The sequence below is a fragment of the Micromonospora sp. NPDC049101 genome (genome assembly GCF_040648675.1).
In the GTDB taxonomy this organism is placed as follows: domain Bacteria; phylum Actinomycetota; class Actinomycetes; order Mycobacteriales; family Micromonosporaceae; genus Micromonospora.
The window spans coordinates 158,733-175,824 of sequence record NZ_JBEZED010000011.1 but is presented as its reverse complement, the minus strand read 5'-3'; the positions used below and the strand labels follow the sequence as shown (position 1 = coordinate 175,824).

The following is a 17,092-nucleotide window of genomic DNA, read 5'->3' as shown; positions in this document are numbered from 1 at the left end:
CGCCCCGATGCGTCGAAGAATCACCATCCCGCTGGTGGCGGCCGGTGCTGTCACCGCCACCCTCGCCCTCGCCGCTCCGGCGCAGGCGCACGGCTACGTCTCCGCCCCGCCCAGCCGACAGGCGCTCTGCGCACAGGGCCGGGTGCCCGACTGCGGGCAGATCAGGTACGAGCCGCAGAGCGTCGAGGGGCCCAAGGGCCTGCGCAGCTGCAACGCGGGCATCGCCCAGTTCGCCGTGCTCAACGACGACAGCCGCGGCTGGCCGGCCACCTCGGTCGGCAGCTCGCTGACCTTCACCTGGGTGAACACCGCCCGCCACGCCACCAGCAACTGGGAGTACTGGATCGGCAGCACCCGGGTCGGCGTGGTCAACGGCAACGGCCAGCAGCCGGGCGCCACGGTGTCGCACACCGTCAACCTGGGCGGCTTCTCCGGGCGGCAGAAGATCCTCGCGGTGTGGAACATCTCCGACACCGCGAACGCCTTCTACTCCTGCATCGACGTGCAGATCGGCGGCGGGTCGAACCCGAGCCCCACGCCGAGCGCCTCACCCACCCCACGGCCCACCCCGACCACCACCCCGACCACCACGCCCGCCCCGGGCGGCAGTTGGACGACGGGCCGGGCGTACCAGGTCGGCGACCAGGTCACCTACGGCGGAGCCACGTACCGCTGCCGGCAGGCGCACACGGCGATCCCCGGCTGGGAGCCGCCGAACGTACCGGCGCTCTGGCAACAGGTCTGACCCCCACGGGTGCGGCCACCTGCCGCACCCGTGTCGCCGTCCCCGCGTGAACGGAGCACCCGACATGCCCCGTCGTACCCGTCTGGTGTCCCTCGTCGCCGCGCTGCTGCTCACCGGCGGCTGCGGCGGGTCGCCCACGTCGAGCCCGCCGGTCGTGCCACAACCGGCGCCCGCGTCCCCGGCCGGACCGGCGTCGGCCGGGGGCGCCGCGTCCGGGGGCGCCGCGTCCGGGGGTGCCGTAGCCGCGATCGCGCCGGACGCGATGAGCGGGATCGACGTGGTCTTCCTGAGCACCATGGTCGGGCACAGCGAACGCACTCTGCAGATCGTCGCGCTGGCCCGGGACCGGGTGCGCGACGCCACGCTGCGTACCCTGGCCGCCGCGATCGAGGCGACCGAGGCTGACGAACTCACCGCGATGCGCGGCTGGCTGCCCACGGCCGGGCCGGGGGCCAGCGCGGGCGTACACCGGCATGACGGGCACGGCGACGACGCCGCGCTCGACCGGCTGCGGACCGCGCCCACCGCGGACGTCGACCGGGTGCTGCGCGAGGTGCTCGCCGAGCACCAGCGTGCGGCGGCCGACCTGGCCCGGGCCCAGGTCGGCGTCGGCCGAAACGAGCAGGTCCGCGACCTGGCCCGGCGGATCGAGCAGTCCCGGGCCGCCGAGGTCGACCTGCTCGGGGGTACGCCGTGAGTGCGTCGCCGGGCCCGGACCGCTCAGGTCAGTGGGGTTCCAGCCGGACCGAGATCGAGTTGACGCAGTGCCGGGTGTCCTTCGGGGTGAAACCCTCCCCGTGGAACACGTGCCCGAGGTGGCTGTCGCAGCGCGCGCAGCGGATCTCGGTGCGGGCCATGCCGAGGCTGCGGTCCTCGATCTCCTTCACCCGGCCCGGGATGGCGTCGTCGAAGCTCGGCCACCCGCAGTGCGAGTCGAACTTCGTGTCACTGGAGAACAGCTCCAACCCGCAGGCGCGGCAGTGGTAGACCCCCTGGGTCTTCGTGTCCACGTACTCACCGACCCACGGGCGCTCGGTGCCGGCCTCCCGCAGGACGTGGAACTCCTCGGGGGTCAACCGGACCCGCCACTCGTCTTCGGTGCGGGGCAGCTCGTTGTCGTCAAGACTCACCCGTCAACGGTACGTCGAACGTCGGGGGTGTGGCATAAGGTCGCGAGATGGCGGGCACCAAGGCGGCGGTCACCGAGGTCGAGGTGGCCGGCCACAGCGTACGGCTGAGCAGTCCCGATCGGGTGATCTTCCCCCAGCGGGGCTTCACCAAGGCGGACGTCTTCCACTACTACCTCGCGGTGGGCGACGGGATCATGCGTGCCCTGCGGGAGCGGCCCACCACGCTGCAACGCTTCCCCGAGGGCGTCGAGGGTGAGGCGTTCTTCCAGAAGCGGGTGCCCACCCGAGGGGTGCCGCCCTGGGTGACGACCGCCCAGATCACCTTCCCCAGCGGTCGCGGCGCGGCGGAGCTGTGCCCGGCCGACCTGGCACACGTGGCCTGGGCGGCGCAGATGGGCACCATCGTCTTCCACCCCTGGCCGGTGCGCGCCGCCGACGTCGACCGACCCGACGAGCTGCGCATCGACCTCGACCCGCAGCCCGGCACCGACTTCGCCGACGCGGCGCGGGCCGCCGCGCAGGTCCGCGCGCTCCTCGACGAGCTGGGCGTGACCGGCTGGCCGAAAACCTCCGGCGGTCGCGGCGTGCACGTCTACCTGCGCATCCAGCCCCGCTGGACGTTCACCGAGGTGCGCCGGGCCACCATCGCGCTGGCCCGGGAGGTGGAGCGCCGCAACCCCGACCTGGTCACCACCGCCTGGTGGAAGGAGGAGCGCGGCAGCCGAGTCTTCGTCGACTTCAACCAGATGGCCCGGGACCGGACGATCGCCTGCGCGTACTCGCTGCGGGCCAACGCACGGGCCACCGTCTCCACGCCGGTCACCTGGGACGAACTGCCCGACGTCGACCCGGACGACTTCGACCTGCGGACCGTGCCGGCCCGGCTCGCCGAGCGCGGCGACCCGCACGCCGGCATCGACGACGCACCGTGGGACATCACCCCGCTGTTGGAGTGGGCCGACCGCGACGCCGCCGCCGGCCAGGGCGACCTGCCGTACCCACCGGACCACCCGAAGATGCCCGGCGAGCCCAAGCGGGTGCAACCCAGCCGCGCCAAGCGCACTCCGGAGGGCGAGAGCGCCTGAGCGAGGCGCGGGGCGTCTTCGCTGGACATCGGTCACCGGGTCCATCCGACGAACCTTTCCCACAACTCACCTGGGGCGGCGGCGGACAGTTCGGCGGAGGCCACCGGATAGAGCGCCCCGCAGTACATGGCGAGGTTGACGCGATCCCGGCCGTACGCCTCAGCCAGGCGAACTCGGGCGGGATCACACGGCCACTGAAGGAACGGCAGCAGTGGTCGCACACATCGGATCGAGTTTGGATGTTCACCACAGCCGTCCCGTGAATGGGACGCTACGGGCTGCCAGGGGTGGCCAGGCGGCTGTGGCTGTCCGCCGCCTGTCCGCGCCTGTCCGCGGACACCCGCCCGGCTAGCCTGTGCGGGTGAGCGACTACGTGCAGGTGTCAACAGCCGCCCCCACGCGGGAAGCGGCGGTGAAACTGGCCGAAGGAGCAACAGCGGCTCGCTTGGCGGCAGGCGCGCAGGTAGCCGGACCGGTGCTGTCGGTGTATTGGCACCTCGGCGAGCAGGGCTCGAGCGAGGAATGGCAGGTGCTGCTGTACACCACGACCGACAGGTACCCGCAGTTGGAGACGCACCTCATCGACGCGCATCCGTGGGACAACCCGCAGGTCACCGCCACGGCGGTCGTTCACGCCTCGGCCGCCTACCTGGCGTGGATCAAACGGACAGTCGAGGGCGGGTAGACGCCTCGGCGGCCAGTGTCCGAAGCTCAACGACACATGGCATTCCGCCGTGTGGCCTCAGCCGGTTGAGGAACGAGTTGAGACGCTGCGCGGGCCGCACCGACCCCACCCCACCCGCGAGCCGCACTGCTGCGGCGGCAGTGGCGCAGGCATGTTCAACCTCGTTGGCGTCGAGGTAGGCGTCGGCCAGCCACGACAGGTAGAGGGCCTTGTCGCGGGAGTGGGTGTCATCGAAGCGAGCGAGGGCGCGCTCCAGCACGGGGATGGCGCGCATCGGCCGATGGAGCACCGTCCAACAGCGCCCAGTCATGATCTCGCCCTCAACGTCGTCGACCCAGTACACCCAGTCGGGTTCGGGTCGGTCGTCATGTTCGCTGAGACAGGTGGTGCCCTGCGCGAGCTGTCGGTCTGCCGCATCGGCGTTGCCCGCGACGGCGTGCGCCCAGGCGGCCCTCAGATGCAGCAGTGCCCGAACGGTGGGCGTGGCGGCAACTGCGGCGTCGCATGCGGCTGTGGCGGTGTCGGCAGCGGGCCGACCAAGGGCTAACTGTTGGTAGGCGAGGAACGCGTAGGCGTTGCCGACAAGAGCGTGGTCATTGGCGTCACCTGCGGCGGAGATGCTGGTTCGGTAGAGCCGGTTTGCGTCGGTATGCCGTCCAGCGTCGAATGCCGCCCATCCTGCGAGTTGGGTTTGTTCGGCGAGGACGGCTAGGAGTTGCCGGCCGACGGCCTCGCTGTAGGAGCCGTCCTTTATGAGTCGGGCTGTGGAGTCAGCTTCGGCCGCGTACAGGTGCTGGGTGTCGGCACCGCCGAGGAAGTTGTCGAGGCGGCGGAGCCGGGCGGTGCGTTCGGCGAGCCGCCCGGCGGTGCCAGGTCCGACGTGGCGACCGTGGCTGACGAGGGTGTGAGGTAGCGCGGCGGCAAGTCCGGCGGCGGCCACGAATTCCCGGCGCGGGATGGTGGGCTGAGCAGCAAGGGCGACAAGTTCGCCAGCGGCGTTGAGGGCGTCGTCGATGCGCTGGGCAACCTGGCTGGTGGGCGTTTTCACGCCGGTCTCCAGCTCATGCAGATACGTCTTGCCGTGAAACGTGATCCTCGCGAGGTTGCGCAGGGAGATGTGCTGCGCGTCGCGGAGCTGTCGCATACGTTCGGCGAACGACGGTTCGGTCACGGCGGGCCTGCCTTCGGGATAGAGGACCCGATGGCGGCACCGCCGGCCTCTACCCCGGTTGGCCGCCGACCGAGAGGCTACTCCTCGCATGTATCGCCGTCACGCTCCGCAGGCGTCAAGCATGAGTGCGCGCACCACACCATTTCGTTCGACCCTGCCCGGTCATCGGGAGGCGGGTCTGCTGGATTGGTGAAGACGCATTCGACATTCTCGGTACGCGACCGTCGGCGTCGCGGAAACTTGTCGTACACCTGTTCTAGGATTTGTTGGTGATCGATGAGTTGGCACGGGCGGAGCGTGCGGTGGCGACCTGCGCCGATGCCTCGGCCTGGGCGCTCTCCGAGCACGACCTGGTCGCGGCGCTCGACGCCACGCACCGGCTTCAGCAGCGGCTGGCGGCGGTGCAGGTGGCGGTCGTCCGGGAGTTGGACGGTCGGGGCACCGCGGTCGGGCAGGGCGCGTCCTCGACGACCGTCTGGTTGCGGCACCGCCTACGCCTCGACGTCGCCGCTGCCCGTCGGCTGGTCGGCCTCGCCGCCTCGCTCGACGGGGCACCGCCCGCCGTGCGTGCCGCTCTGGCGAGCGGGGCGGTCACCGTGGAGCAGGCCCGGGTCATCGCCGAGGCGGTCGCCACCGTGTCGGCCCGCGCCGGGGTCGAGGTCGCCGACAAGGCCGTGGGCGTGCTTGTCGACTGGGCCGCGCAGTTCGACCCCACCCTGCTGCGCAGGCTCGGCAGCCGGATCCTCGACCACGTCGCACCCGAGATCGCCGACGCCGCCGCGGCGGCGGCCCTGGAGGCCGAGGCCGCTCGGGCCGCCCGCGACCGGCACGTCACCGTCTCCGAGCGGGCCGGTGGGCGACTACGGCTCAGCGGCACCCTCGACGCGGAGACCGCCGCGCTCGTGCGCGCCGCCATCGACCCGCTCAGCGCACCCTGCGGGTCCGACGACACCCGCACCGCCAGCCAGCGTCGGCACGACGCCCTCGGCGAGGTGTGCCGGCTGGCGCTGCGTACCGGCGAGCTGCCCGAGCACGGCGGCGACCCGGCCCAGCTCGTCGTCACCACCGACTTCGACGGGCTGACCCGGCAGTTGGGTGCCGGCACCCTCGACACCGGCCCGCACCTCACCCCGGAGGCCGTCCGTCGGCTCGCCTGCGACGCCGCCGTCCTGCCCGCCGTGCTCGGCGGTGCCGGCCAGGTCCTCGACGTGGGCCGGCAGCGACGCCTCGTCACCGGCCCGCTGCGACGGGCGTTGGCGTTGCGCGACGGCGGCTGCGCCTTCCCCGGGTGCGACCGGCCACCCCGGTGGTGCGCCGCCCACCACATTCGACACTGGGCCGACGGCGGCCCGACAAGTCTCGACAACGCCGTGCTGCTCTGCGGCCACCACCATCGGCACCTGCACCAGACCGAGTGGGCGGTTCGGCTGGAGGGCGACGGCACACCGGAGTTCGTCCCGCCGGCCTGGCTCGACCCCGACCAGATCCCGCGCCGCAACCACTACCACCGGCGGACGTAGCCGATCCCCAGCGCTGCCTACCAACGACCAGGGCTGACGCGGGTTCTGGGTCAGCCCGGTGCGAGTAGGCAGAACTCGTTGCCCTCCGGGTCGGCGAGGACCGTCCACGGGATGTCGCTCTGGCCCAGGTCGACGGCGGTGGCGCCGAGCGCCCGCAGTCGGGCCGCCTCGGCCTGCGGGTCGTCACCCGGGTACGGGCGGACGTCGAGATGGACGCGATTCCATCCGGTCTTCACGTCGGGCGTACGGATGAACTCCAGATAGGGGCCGACGCCCTGGGCGGAGCGCAGCACCGCGCTGTCGTCGGTCACCTCGTGCAGGGTCCAGTCCGTGGCCCTGTCCCAGAAGCTGGCCAAGGCTCGCGGGTCCGCGCAGTCGACCACCACGGCGGCGATCGGCCCGGTGTCCTGGTAGCGCGGTCGGGGTTCCAGCACGCAGAATTCGTTGCCCTCCGGGTCGGCCAGGACCGTCCAGGGCACGTCGCCCTGGCCGATGTCGGCGGGTGTCGCACCGAGATCCAGCAGGCGCGTGACCAGTTGCGCCTGCTGGGCCGCCGAGGTGGTGGCGAGGTCGACGTGCACGCGGTTCTTCACCGTCTTGGGTTCCGGGGAGATGACGAGGTCGACGCAGACGGCGACGGGGTCGGGATAGACAAAGCCCTCGGGTTCGAGGTTTGTCACACCGGGTCCCTCGCTGGAGACTCCCCAGCCGAGTGCCTGCGCCCAGAAACCGCCCAGGGTGGAGTCGTTGCGAGCCTTCATGTTGATCTGCACGAGCCGCGTTGCCATGGCGACGATGCTAGGGCGGGGGCGGGGCGCGGCGGGCAGTGGGTCGGCGTGGCAACAGCGTCGGTCGTGGCGGTTAGCCTGCCGTCATGGCGAGCCCCGAGCTGGATGAGTTGATCGTCGCGGACGCCGACGCCCTGCGCGTGTGGTTGTCGGCCAACCACGCCACGTCCCCCGGTGTCTGGTTGGCCCTGACCAAGAAGGGCGGCACCGTCACGACGCTGACCTGGCAGCAGGCGGTCGACGAGGCCCTGTGCTTCGGCTGGATCGACGGGCAGGCCCGGAAACGGGACGAGGAGGCGTCCTGGATCCGGTTCACCCCACGCCGGTCCCGCAGCTCCTGGTCGCAACGCAACGTCGCCCACGTGGCCCGGCTGGAGGAGCAGGGGCTTATGCAACCCGCGGGCCGCGCCGCTGTCGAAGCCGCGAAGGCGGACGGGCGGTGGGCTGCCGCGTACGCCCCGTCGTCGGAAGTCGAGGTGCCGGCCGACCTCCTCGCCGCCATCGCGGCCGACCCCGCCGCGCAGGCCATGTTCGACGTGCTCACCAGGACCAACCGGTTCGCTCTCACCCACCGCGTCAATGGCGTCAAGAAGGCGCAGACCCGCGAGCGCAAGATCGCCGAGTTCGTCGCCATGCTGGCCCGCCACGAGACGATCCACCCGCAGAAGGCGAGGCCGGTGTCTGGGCCGACGCCTGTCCGGGCGGGAGACGACTCCTCGGCGAGCGATTGACTTTCGATAGGTAACGAGCGAAACTCGATGCATGGTTACAGAGCATCGAGCGGTAGCCGCTCTCAGAGTTTTTCTCGGGGTGCTGTTCGTGGTCCTGATCGGGTTCCAGACGTTCTCGCTGCCCGGACAGTTCGCGCACATGGCTCAGGAGTCCCCGGAGGATGCCTACCTCCGGTGGCCGTTGACCGCGATCACGGTGTTCTGGGTGCTGTGCGTCCAGGTGGTCATCGTGTCGACCTGGAAGCTGCTCAGCCTGGTCAAGAACGACCGCATCTTCACCGAGGCGTCCCTGAAGTGGGTCGACCTGATCGTGTGGGCCGTCGGCGCCGCGTGGGTGGTGCTCGTGGGTGTCTTCCTCTACGTCGGCTTCAACGCCGATGACCCGGGTGCTCCGATCCTGCTGTTCCTGCTGACGATGGGCGTCACGGTGCTCGGGCTTCTCATGGTGGTGATGCGTGCGCTGCTGCGACAGGCGACCACGCTGCGGAGCGACATGGAGGCGGTGATCTGATGCCCATCGTCGTGCGTATCGACGTGGAGTTGGCCAAACGCAAGATGAGCGTCGGTGAGTTCGCCGAGCGTGTCGGGCTCACGCCCGCCAACGTGGCGGTGCTCAAGAACGGCCGCGCCAAGGCCGTCCGCTTCAGCACGCTGGAGGCGATGTGCCGGGTGCTCGGCTGCCAACCCGGCGACCTGCTCGAGTGGGTCGAGGAGGACAACCCATGAGGTACGCCCTGACCGTCGGCGTCATCCTCGTGATCGCCCTCGGCGTCGCCGGCATCGCGCACGGGGAGGCCGACGACTCGCCCGGTCTCCAGCTCCTGGGCGTCGTGCTGGTGATCGGCGCGGCGGCGTTCGGCATCCGCAACCTCCGCGGCGGCAGCTAGCCAAGCGGCGGCAGCTAGCCAGCCGGGGCGCACGCCGATCCCGCTCCTAGTAACGATCATGTAACGGGCGCGAACCTTTCCCGGTAGGTCGCCTGTCTTGATGGTCGTCGGCCCGTCAGGGCCAGGGGAGGCGTCGGATGAAGCTGGTGTGGAGGCGGGCCCGGGAGGCGCGCGGGTTGCTGGTCGCCGCGGTGATCGCGGCCCTGGTCGCCGTCGCGTTGGTCACCGGGTTGTCCGACTACAACCGTCGGGCGGTGGATGCCGGGCAGCGGGCGCTGGTGGCCGCCTCGCCGGCCGAGGAACGTGGCCTCCTGGTCAGTGGGTCGGGTGGACGCGACGCGGCCGAGTTCGCCACCCGCGACGGGGCAGTCCGCGCCGAGTTCACCGACGGGCTGGCCGGCGTTCCGGTCAGCGTCTCGGTCGCCCGGTACGGCACCGGGCGGGAGCTGACCGGCTCGCTCGGATCCGTGCCCCGTACCGGCGACGAGCCCGTCTTCGCCAACCTGGCAACCCTCGACGACCTCGCCGCGCACGCGGAGCTGACCAGCGGGGCGTGGCCAGACCCGGGAGGCAACCCGATCCAGGTGAGCCTCCCGGAGCGGGCCGCGGGTGCGCTGGGCCTCAGCGTCGGGCAACGCATCCCGGTACGCGACCGGGCCACCGAACGGCGCAGCGAACTGGTGCTCGCCGGCACCTGGCGGCCCCGCGACCCGGCCGACGCGTACTGGCTGCTGGCCCCCGGGGTCGGTACGGGCAGTGCCGGTTCCGGCACCTCGTACGGGCCGTTCGCACTCGACCCGGCCGACTTCGCGGCGGTCTTCCCCGGCTCGGTGTCGGCATCCTGGCTCGTCGAACCGGATCTCGGTGGCGTCGACGTGGCCGACCTGCCCGCCGTGCGCAAAGCCCTCACCGTGGCGTCCACGGGGGTGCCCGAAGCCGCCCAACTGGGCACCTCCGGGCAGGCGGTGACCAAGATGCCGCAGCTGCTGGATCGGATCGCCCGCGCCGACCTGGTCGGCCGTTCCGCGCTGGCCACCCCGCTGCTGCTCATCCTGGTGCTCGGCGGGTACGCGCTGGTGCTGGTCGCCGCGCTGCTGCACGAGGACCGTCGCGCGCAGACCGCGCTGCTGCGTGCCCGCGGTGCCGCCCGCCGACAGTTGGCCGGCCTGGCCGCCCGCGAGGCGACCCTGGTGGTCGCCCCCGCCGTCCTGCTCGCGCCGGTGATCGCCACCGTGGCGCTGCGATTCGTCCGACCCGGCGGTGCCGAGCGGTTGTCCGCCGCCGGCGGCAACACCACCCTGGTCTGGGCGGCCGCCGCGGCCACGGCGGCCGGCTGCCTGGTGGCCATGGTCGCCCCGACACTGCGCGGCGCCGGCACGTACGTGGCCGACATGGCCGCCCGGTCCCGCCCGAACCGGGCGGCGAGCGTCCAGCGGGCCAGCGTGGACCTGGTGCTCGTGGCGCTCGCCGTGCTCGCCTGGGTGCAACTGCGCCGGTACGCCTCGCCGCTGGCCGGCTCGGGCGGCCGGCTCGGGCTCGACCCGCTGCTGATCGCCGCCCCGACGCTTGGTGTGCTGGCGGGTGCCGTGCTGGCGCTGCGGGTGCTGCCACCAGTCACCCGGTTCGCCGAGCGGTTCGTCGACCGGCGGCCCTGGACGGCCACCATGTTCGGCATGTGGCAGGCCGGTCGGCGTCCGCACGCCGGCCCGGTGCTGCTGCTCGCCCTCGCCGTCGGTGGCAGCACCCTGGCCTGGTCCCTGATCAGCACGGGGGAGCGGTCCCAGGTCGAGCAGGCCGGGCACACCGTCGGCGCCGACCTGCGGGTCACCGAACGAGCCGGGGCCGCCCCGCTCACCCGGGCCGGTGAACTCGCCGCGCTGCCGAGCGTGAACCGGGTGCTGCCGGCGTGGCGGGACGACATCCGGGTCGGCCGGGAGGACCTGCCGGTGACCGTGATCGGCATCGACCCGGCCAGCGCCCCCGGTGTCGTCCGACTCGCCGACCGGCTCAGCGATGATCCGGTGTCGGAGCAGTACCAGCGCATGATCCAGGCGCGCGGTGCCAGCGGGGGAGTCGAGCTGCCGGCGGGCACCCGGGCCGTCACCGGCACCGTCCGTACGCCGTTCACGCAAACCGCCGAGCCGCACCGGATCGCGGTGGCGCTGCTGTTCACCACCGCCGACGGCCTCGCCTTCCGGCTGCCGGCGGTCGACGCGCCGAGCAGCGGACAGGCCACGCGGTTCACGGTCACGCTGCCGGACGTGGGCGGAGCACGGCTGCGGCTGGCGGGCTTCGAAGCCGACACCGGGAACGCGGGCGGCATGTCCTACGGGTTCCAGGTGGAAGGGTTGGCGTTTGTCGATGCCGGCGGCACGGCCCGGCCGGCCGAGCTGCCCGGTGACTGGACGGCGACGTGGCCCGGTGGGCCGCGCACGCTGGTGGAGTCGAGCGGTGCCGGGCTCGTCACCGACCGCCCCGTCCAGCTGATCACCGAGGGGGCTCGGATGGATCGGCCGGCGAGCCGATTCGTCGTCGTACCGGGAGTGGCAGGCGGACCCGTCGCCGCCGTGCCGGTGCTGATGACCCCCGGGGTACGCGACGCGCTGAGCCTTCGCGTCGGCGACACCGTCGAGCTGGCGCTCTCCGGGGTGACGCTGCGGGCCCACCTGGTCGGCGAACTGGAATCCGTGCCGACCACCACCGGCGAGGGCGTCCTGCTCGACCTGCCGGCGGCGGTCGACGTGCTTCTCGGTTCCGGCGGGACGATCCGCCCGACACCGGAGTGGTGGATCGGTGCCACCGACGCGACGACTGCTGCCGGCGCGGCCGCCGAGCTGCCCGGAGTGACAGTCCTCGACCGGCAAGCGGTGATCACCGCCGCGGCCGACGACCCGTACTGGCAGGGTTCGCGGACCGGCATGCTCGCCGCGGCGCTCGGCGCGGTGCTGCTCGCCCTCGTCGGCCTGATGGTGGACGTGTGGGCCACCGCCCGACGCCGGCTCAGCGAGTTCGCGGTGCTGCACACCCTCGGCGCCACGCCTCGGCTGCTGGCCCGGGCGCTGCTGGCCGAACAGACCTTCCTCGCCGGGATCGGCGTCGGGGTCGGTCTGCTGCTCGGCGCCGCGGTCGGAGCCACCATGGCCCCGCTGGTCATCCTCACCCCGGCCGCTGGTCGGCCGATCCCCCCGGCGACGTTCGCGCTGCCCTGGGTGCCGATCGGTCTGACCGCCGTCGGTCTGCTGCTGGCGGCGCTCGCCTTCAGCGCGTTCATCGCCGCCGGCATCCGTCAGCGGGTGGCGGCGGTGCAGCTGCGAATCGGGGGAGAACGATGAGCGTCGGCGCGGCGGTCCGGCGGGTCCGGGCGTACGGTGGGCAGTTTCTGCTGCTGGCGGTGCTGACCCTGGTGGTCACGCTGCTGATCAGCGGCGTGCCCCGGCTGGTCAACCGGCTCGCCGAACAGGGGCTTCGGGCGCAGCTCACCAGCGAGCTGCCGGCACGCCGGGATCTCTCGTACACCACGGGCGTGGGGTCCGCCCCCGCCCTGAAGCCGGCGATGGCCTACGCCCGCGAGCGGTTCGACGCGCTGGCCGCGGACCTGCCGCCGCAGGTGCGGTCGGCGGTGACCGAGCGGTGGTACAACGTGGACGCGGAACCGGGCCGGGTGGTCGGGCCGGACCTCGCGGCCCGCAACCTGCTCGTCGACCTGGGTCTGCGGGGCATGCCTGGCGTCCAGGACGCCAGCACCCTGGTCGAGGGGGCGTGGCCGAGCGAGACGTACCTTCCCGACCGGCCGATCGAGGTGGCGCTCGACGTCGACGTGGCCGGCAAACTCAACCTGCGCACCGGCAGCCAACTGCGCATCGGTTGGGTCGACGAGCAGAAGCGGCTCCGCGACGCCGTCCCGCTGACAGTGGTCGGGCTGTTCCGCCCCGTCGACCGTACGGGTGGCATCTGGGACGGGCTGCCGTCGATGCTGCAGATCATCTCACCGGAAGGGGACGGTCAGCCGTTCGTCGCCTCCGGTGTCGTCGCCCAGTCGACCCTCGACAAGCGGGCCGCGGCGGGTTGGCCGATCCGGTCGAACTGGCGGTACCGGCTGGGTGCCGACAAGATCGACGCGCGGAAGCTGGACCAGCTGATCGACGGTCTGCAGGAAACGCAGCGGAACGGGCCGGCCGACCTATCCCTGGCCCAGGGCGTCGACATCCCGTTGCGCGCGTTCGCCGCCCAGGTCAACGCCGCCCGGACCCTGCTGGCGGTGATCGCGGCCGGCGTACTGGCCACGCTGGCCGGGCTGATCGTGCTCGCCGCCATCCTCGCCACCCGCCGCCGCCGGGCGGAGTTCGTGCTGATCCGGGCCCGTGGCGGCGGGACCACGGCCGGCGCCCGACGAAGCCTCACCGAGTCGCTGCTGGTGGTGCCGGTCGCCGCCGCGCTCGGCTGGTGGCTGGGCACCCTGGTCCCGGGCGCTGCGGACCTGAGCACGCCGTACGTGATCGCCGCGACCGTCCTGGTCACCCTGGCGTTGCCGCTGGCCACGCTGGCCGTGCCGACCGGCGGGGCGTCCCGCCGCGACCTGGTCCGGATGCGCCCGTCGACCCGCCGGCTCACCGTCGAGGTGTCCGTGCTGCTGCTCGCCGTGCTCGCCGCGGTGCTGCTGCGTCGGCGCGGCCTCACCCTCGGTGAGGTGGACCCGCTGCTGGTGTCGGTGCCGGTGCTGCTCGCGATCGCCGCGGCGGTGCTCGCGCTGCGGGCGTACCCCTGGCCGTTGTTGCTGGTCAGCCGGCTGTCCGCGCGGAGGAGGGGCAGCGTCGCCTTCCTCGGCACGGCGCGCGCCGGCCGGTCGGCGGTCGCCGCCCCGCTGGTCGTCGTGGTGCTCGCGATCGGCACCGCGGCGTTCTGCGCGGTCGTCGCCGCCGGCGTCGACGCGAGCCGGGACCGGGCCGCCGAGCGGATCGTGCCCGCCGACGCGGTGATCCGCGGTGAGCGCTTCGCCCCCGACACGATCGACGAGCTGGGCCGCCTGCCGGGGGTCCGGGCCGCCACCGGAGTGCTGTTCGCGTCCGACGAGCGGTTGGCAGTCGACGAACTCGGCACCGACCCACGGCTCGGCGAGACGGCCGTACTGCTGATCGACGGTGCAGAGTTGGCCACGGTGGCCCGGGAATCGGCTGTGGATCTGCCGCTACCGGCCGCGCTGCGCACCGCCCGTCCCGAACCGGGGCCGGTGCCGGCGATCGTCTCGCCGGAGGTCGCCGCCGATCTCGCCAAGGCCAAACTCGACAGCTCCGCCTTCATCTCGGTGCAGGGCCAGCGGTACGAGTTCCGGGTGGCCGGCAGCGAGGAGAGCTTCCCCCTGCTGTCGGGGGACACCGACCGGTTCGTCATCCTGCCCTGGCAGGCGTTGCCGGCGCGCACCACCACACCGGTGGCCACCAGCCTGCTGGTCGCCGGCGATCGGCTGGACGCCGGGGCGCTGCGCCGCGCCGGTGACGAGGGACAGTTGCGGTACCAGCAGCAGGGGGCCGTCACCGGGGGGAAACGCCCGCTTGGGGTCGTCGTCGACACCCGGGCCGACGTTCGCCGGGATCTCGGTGCCGGCGGCGCGAACGGCGTACTGGCCTTCGGGTTCGTCGCCGGTGCCGTCGGTGGCTCCGTGCTCGGGCTGCTGGCCATCGCGTTCACCGTGCTGGCCGGTGCGCGCGCCCGCGGCCAGGTGCTGTCCCGGCTGCGTACCCTCGGGCTGTCCCGCCGGCAGTGGCGCGGGCTGCTGCTTGTCGAGTTGGCCCCGCTGGTCGGGGTGTCGGTGCTGACCGGCGCGCTCGTCGGTGCGGTGCTGCCCCTGCTGCTCAACCCGGTGCTCGGCCTGTCCGCGTTCACCAGTGGCATGCCGGTCCGGGTGGCGTTCGAGCCCGGCCTGGTGGCGGCGGTGCTCGCGCTCGGGGTGGTCGCCCTCGGCTTCGCGGTCGCCGTCGAGGCCCTGAACAACCGCCGGTTGCGCCTCGGTGAGGTGCTTCGGCTCGGAGAGGAGAGCTGAGATGACCGCTACCGCCCAGACTTCACTGGTGCCCGACCTGGCCTCCCTGCAACAGCGGGCAGCGCTTCGTGCCGCCGAACGGGCCGGCGGGCAGGACCGACTGCGCGGGCACATCGTCTGCGACGGCCTGGTGCGCATCTTCAAGACCGAGGGGGTGGAGGTGGTCGCCCTGCAGGGGCTCGACCTGGTCATCGACCGGGGAGAGCTGGTGGCGATCGTCGGCGCGTCCGGCTCGGGCAAGTCGACACTGCTCAACATCCTCTCCGGCCTGGACACGCCCACCGCCGGCATCGCCCGGGTGGCCGACTACGACCTGCTCTCGCTGTCCGCCAAGCGGCGGCTGAGCTACCGGCGGGAGCTTGTCGGTTTCGTCTGGCAGCAGACCGGGCGCAACCTGCTGCCGTACCTCACCGCGCTGGAGAACGTCGAGCTGCCGATGCAGCTGGCCGGCAAACGCGGTGGCAAGGCCCGCCGGGAACGAGCCAGGGAGCTGCTCGACATGGTCGGCGTGGGTTACTGCGCGGACCGCCGACCGGGGCAGCTCAGCGGCGGTGAGCAGCAGCGGTGCGCGGTGGCGGTGGCGGTGGCCAACGATCCGGAGGTGCTCTTCGCCGACGAGCCGACCGGTGAACTGGACGAGGCGACCGGCGCGGAGGTCTTCGCGGCACTGCGCACCATCAACGCCGAGCTGGGCGTGACAATCGTGGTGGTGACCCACGACCACGCCGTGGCCACGCAGGTCCGCCGGACCGTCGCGATCCGCGACGGCCGGACCGCCTCCGAGGTACGCCGAACCGCCCGGACCGACGCGGACGGCAACACCGAGTTGGTCAGCGAGGAGTACGCGGTGCTGGACCGCAACGGCCGGATGCAGCTGCCGGCCGCGTTCGTCGACGCGCTCGCGCTGAAGGAGCGGGTCCGGCTCGATCTGGAGCCGGATCACGTGCAGGTACGGCCCGGTGACCGGGCCACGGACGAGCGGGGGGCACGGGCATGAGTGGTCGGGACATGGTGGTGACCGGTGGGGCCGGGTTCGGCGGTGCGGCCGGGCTCGGCGGTGGGGCCGTGGCGCAACCAGTCGAGGTGGTCCGGGTCAGCGGTGTGAGCCGCACCTTCGGTCGGGGCGAGCACGCCGTGCACGCGGTGCGGGACGTCTCGTTCAGCGCCAACAAGGGCGAGCTCGTCGCCATCCGTGGTCGGTCCGGGGCCGGCAAGACCACCCTGCTGAACCTGATCGGCGGTCTCGACCGGCCGGACAGCGGCCAGGTGGTGGTGGCCGGGCACGAGGTGACCGCGGCCGGCGAGGCGGAACTGCTCCAACTGCGCCGGGGCACCGTCGGGTTCGTGTTCCAGACCTTCGGGCTGGTGCCGATCCTCTCCGCCGCCGAGAACGTGGGCGTGCCGTTGCGGCTGGCGCAGGTGCCGGCCGCCGAGCGGGAGCAGCGGGTCGCCGTGCTGCTGGAGATGGTCGGCCTGGGCGGCCACGCGGCGCAGCGTCCCTACGAACTCTCCGGCGGGCAGCAGCAGCGGGTCGCGGTGGCCCGAGCCCTGGCCAACGAGCCGGACCTGCTCATCGCCGACGAGCCCACCGGTCAGCTGGACTCGGAGACCGGTCGGTCCATCATGGACCTGTTGCGCGCGGTGGTGCACGCGCGCGGCATGACCGCGCTGGTGGCCACGCACGACCCGGCCCTGATCGACCTCGCCGACCGGGTGCTGGTCCTGCGCGACGGTCGCCTGGTCGACGACTGACCGCCGCGCCTCGGCGGTGGCTGCGGGGCCTGGGTTGTGGGCTGCTCTACGGGTGCTGGGGGGCGGCCCCAGCACCCGAGCCATTGGGGAGGGACCCGGCTAACGGGATCAGCAGGCAGCCCAGCAGGGCCAGTAGGATCCCGACGCCCGGCCGGCTGCGGAGCAGTTCCTCCTCGGCGTAGGGGTCATTGACTTCGAAGTACCAGAACGCGCCGGTGATGCTGCCGCAGGCGAGCACGTTGGAGACGAGCATCCCCAGGCTGGCCTGCCGCCACACCCAGCGGGACGGACCGGCGTTGGCAAGCGACAGCACCGCGAACACGGCGGCGATCACCGCGAACGGCAGCGTGTAGCCGATCACCTCTCTGCCCGGGGTGACATCCGTCCGGTCCAGGTACACGCTGCGCCAGGCGGGCAGCCAGAACGCGACGACGACCAGGAGGGCGCCGACCGCCAGGAGCGCTGCGCCAGTCCGTCGCCATGGCGGGCGCGGCGGTGCGGCGGCGGGCTTCGTCGGTCTGCTCACGGCAGCGAACGTAACCCGGTCGGGGTGATGCCCGC

Annotated in this window: 17 protein-coding genes; 13 read left to right on the top strand and 4 right to left on the bottom strand. The window is 72.7% G+C overall.

Translation table 11 applies throughout. From position 1 onward, the window contains the following. The first annotated feature begins 7 nt into the window (after positions 1–7). Together AB0B57_RS17565 and AB0B57_RS17560 are read left to right on the top strand one after the other, a co-directional pair. Complete coding sequence (locus tag AB0B57_RS17565; protein WP_357070247.1) at positions 8–745, top strand: lytic polysaccharide monooxygenase; 738 nt, start codon at positions 8–10, stop codon at positions 743–745. A 64-nt stretch (positions 746–809) separates the two neighbouring features. After that, positions 810–1,442 carry a DUF305 domain-containing protein gene (locus AB0B57_RS17560; RefSeq protein WP_357070245.1) on the top strand — a complete coding sequence of 211 codons (633 nt, stop codon included), beginning with the start codon at positions 810–812 and terminating at the stop codon, positions 1,440–1,442. 28 nt (positions 1,443–1,470) lie between these two features. Here the strand turns inward: AB0B57_RS17560 and msrB are convergent, their stop codons facing one another. Further along, positions 1,471–1,875 (bottom strand): peptide-methionine (R)-S-oxide reductase MsrB, encoded by a 405-nt coding sequence (gene msrB, locus AB0B57_RS17555; protein WP_357070243.1) that lies wholly within the window; start codon positions 1,873–1,875, stop codon positions 1,471–1,473. Positions 1,876–1,922: 47 nt separating this feature from the next. On the opposite strand from msrB, the gene ligD reads away from it, so the two are divergent. Both ligD and cutA read left to right on the top strand, forming a co-directional pair. After that, positions 1,923–2,960 carry a non-homologous end-joining DNA ligase gene (ligD, locus tag AB0B57_RS17550; RefSeq protein WP_357070241.1) on the top strand — a complete coding sequence of 346 codons (1,038 nt, stop codon included), beginning with the start codon at positions 1,923–1,925 and terminating at the stop codon, positions 2,958–2,960. A gap of 355 nt (positions 2,961–3,315) precedes the next feature. Beyond that, positions 3,316–3,645 carry a divalent cation tolerance protein CutA gene (gene cutA, locus AB0B57_RS17545; RefSeq protein WP_357070239.1) on the top strand — a complete coding sequence of 110 codons (330 nt, stop codon included), beginning with the start codon at positions 3,316–3,318 and terminating at the stop codon, positions 3,643–3,645. Here cutA and AB0B57_RS17540 read toward each other — a convergent pair. Then, the gene (locus tag AB0B57_RS17540; protein ID WP_357070405.1) at positions 3,620–4,789 is read right to left on the bottom strand and encodes a helix-turn-helix transcriptional regulator; all 1,170 of its coding nucleotides are present in this window, start codon (positions 4,787–4,789) and stop codon (positions 3,620–3,622) included. The genes cutA and AB0B57_RS17540 overlap by 26 nt on opposite strands. A gap of 296 nt (positions 4,790–5,085) precedes the next feature. Here AB0B57_RS17540 and AB0B57_RS17535 point away from each other — a divergent pair, with 296 nt between their 5' ends. Next, positions 5,086–6,336: a DUF222 domain-containing protein gene (locus AB0B57_RS17535; protein WP_357070237.1), complete on the top strand. Its 1,251-nt coding sequence runs from the start codon at positions 5,086–5,088 to the stop codon at positions 6,334–6,336. A 50-nt stretch (positions 6,337–6,386) separates the two neighbouring features. Here the strand turns inward: AB0B57_RS17535 and AB0B57_RS17530 are convergent, their stop codons facing one another. Continuing rightward, positions 6,387–7,124 (bottom strand): VOC family protein, encoded by a 738-nt coding sequence (locus AB0B57_RS17530; RefSeq protein ID WP_357070235.1) that lies wholly within the window; start codon positions 7,122–7,124, stop codon positions 6,387–6,389. 86 nt (positions 7,125–7,210) lie between these two features. Here AB0B57_RS17530 and AB0B57_RS17525 point away from each other — a divergent pair, with 86 nt between their 5' ends. The 8 genes from AB0B57_RS17525 (at position 7,211) to AB0B57_RS17490 (ending at position 16,531) form a co-directional block, all read left to right on the top strand. Further along, positions 7,211–7,855, top strand: a complete 645-nt coding sequence (locus tag AB0B57_RS17525; protein WP_357070233.1) for a YdeI/OmpD-associated family protein — start codon at positions 7,211–7,213, stop codon at positions 7,853–7,855. 31 nt (positions 7,856–7,886) lie between these two features. Continuing rightward, positions 7,887–8,366 carry a DUF2975 domain-containing protein gene (locus AB0B57_RS17520; protein WP_357070231.1) on the top strand — a complete coding sequence of 160 codons (480 nt, stop codon included), beginning with the start codon at positions 7,887–7,889 and terminating at the stop codon, positions 8,364–8,366. Continuing rightward, on the top strand, positions 8,366–8,581 hold the full coding sequence (locus AB0B57_RS17515) for a helix-turn-helix transcriptional regulator (RefSeq protein ID WP_357070229.1): 216 nt from the start codon (positions 8,366–8,368) through the stop codon (positions 8,579–8,581). The genes AB0B57_RS17520 and AB0B57_RS17515 overlap by 1 nt, the downstream gene beginning before the upstream one ends. Beyond that, a complete protein-coding gene (locus tag AB0B57_RS17510) occupies positions 8,578–8,742 on the top strand; it encodes a hypothetical protein (RefSeq protein ID WP_357070227.1) in 165 nt (54 codons plus the stop codon). The genes AB0B57_RS17515 and AB0B57_RS17510 overlap by 4 nt, the downstream gene beginning before the upstream one ends. 137 nt (positions 8,743–8,879) lie before the next feature. After that, entirely contained in the window at positions 8,880–12,074 is a 3,195-nt protein-coding gene (locus AB0B57_RS17505; protein WP_357070225.1) for an ABC transporter permease, read from the top strand. Continuing rightward, positions 12,071–14,779 carry an FtsX-like permease family protein gene (locus AB0B57_RS17500; RefSeq protein WP_357070223.1) on the top strand — a complete coding sequence of 903 codons (2,709 nt, stop codon included), beginning with the start codon at positions 12,071–12,073 and terminating at the stop codon, positions 14,777–14,779. Before AB0B57_RS17505 ends, AB0B57_RS17500 begins: the two co-directional genes overlap by 4 nt. 1 nt (position 14,780) lies before the next feature. Next, on the top strand, positions 14,781–15,776 hold the full coding sequence (locus tag AB0B57_RS17495) for an ABC transporter ATP-binding protein (protein ID WP_357070221.1): 996 nt from the start codon (positions 14,781–14,783) through the stop codon (positions 15,774–15,776). After that, positions 15,773–16,531, top strand: a complete 759-nt coding sequence (locus AB0B57_RS17490; RefSeq protein ID WP_357070219.1) for an ABC transporter ATP-binding protein — start codon at positions 15,773–15,775, stop codon at positions 16,529–16,531. The genes AB0B57_RS17495 and AB0B57_RS17490 overlap by 4 nt, the downstream gene beginning before the upstream one ends. Before the next feature lie 46 nt (positions 16,532–16,577). Here AB0B57_RS17490 and AB0B57_RS17485 read toward each other — a convergent pair whose 3' ends face one another. Next, on the bottom strand, positions 16,578–17,057 hold the full coding sequence (locus AB0B57_RS17485; protein ID WP_357070217.1) for a hypothetical protein: 480 nt from the start codon (positions 17,055–17,057) through the stop codon (positions 16,578–16,580). Between the last annotated feature and the right edge of the window lie 35 nt (positions 17,058–17,092).

Coding starts and splice junctions, on each gene's coding strand:
- AB0B57_RS17560 (WP_357070245.1), top strand. CDS start 810: ATGCCCCGTCGTACCCGTCTGGTGTCCCTCGTCGCCGCGCTGCTGCTC.
- AB0B57_RS17500 (WP_357070223.1), top strand. CDS start 12,071: ATGAGCGTCGGCGCGGCGGTCCGGCGGGTCCGGGCGTACGGTGGGCAG.
- AB0B57_RS17565 (WP_357070247.1), top strand. CDS start 8: ATGCGTCGAAGAATCACCATCCCGCTGGTGGCGGCCGGTGCTGTCACC.
- AB0B57_RS17505 (WP_357070225.1), top strand. CDS start 8,880: ATGAAGCTGGTGTGGAGGCGGGCCCGGGAGGCGCGCGGGTTGCTGGTC.
- AB0B57_RS17490 (WP_357070219.1), top strand. CDS start 15,773: ATGAGTGGTCGGGACATGGTGGTGACCGGTGGGGCCGGGTTCGGCGGT.
- AB0B57_RS17515 (WP_357070229.1), top strand. CDS start 8,366: ATGCCCATCGTCGTGCGTATCGACGTGGAGTTGGCCAAACGCAAGATG.
- AB0B57_RS17530 (WP_357070235.1), bottom strand. CDS start 7,124: ATGGCAACGCGGCTCGTGCAGATCAACATGAAGGCTCGCAACGACTCC.
- AB0B57_RS17540 (WP_357070405.1), bottom strand. CDS start 4,789: ATGCGACAGCTCCGCGACGCGCAGCACATCTCCCTGCGCAACCTCGCG.
- ligD (WP_357070241.1), top strand. CDS start 1,923: ATGGCGGGCACCAAGGCGGCGGTCACCGAGGTCGAGGTGGCCGGCCAC.
- AB0B57_RS17520 (WP_357070231.1), top strand. CDS start 7,887: ATGGTTACAGAGCATCGAGCGGTAGCCGCTCTCAGAGTTTTTCTCGGG.
- AB0B57_RS17525 (WP_357070233.1), top strand. CDS start 7,211: ATGGCGAGCCCCGAGCTGGATGAGTTGATCGTCGCGGACGCCGACGCC.
- AB0B57_RS17510 (WP_357070227.1), top strand. CDS start 8,578: ATGAGGTACGCCCTGACCGTCGGCGTCATCCTCGTGATCGCCCTCGGC.
- AB0B57_RS17495 (WP_357070221.1), top strand. CDS start 14,781: ATGACCGCTACCGCCCAGACTTCACTGGTGCCCGACCTGGCCTCCCTG.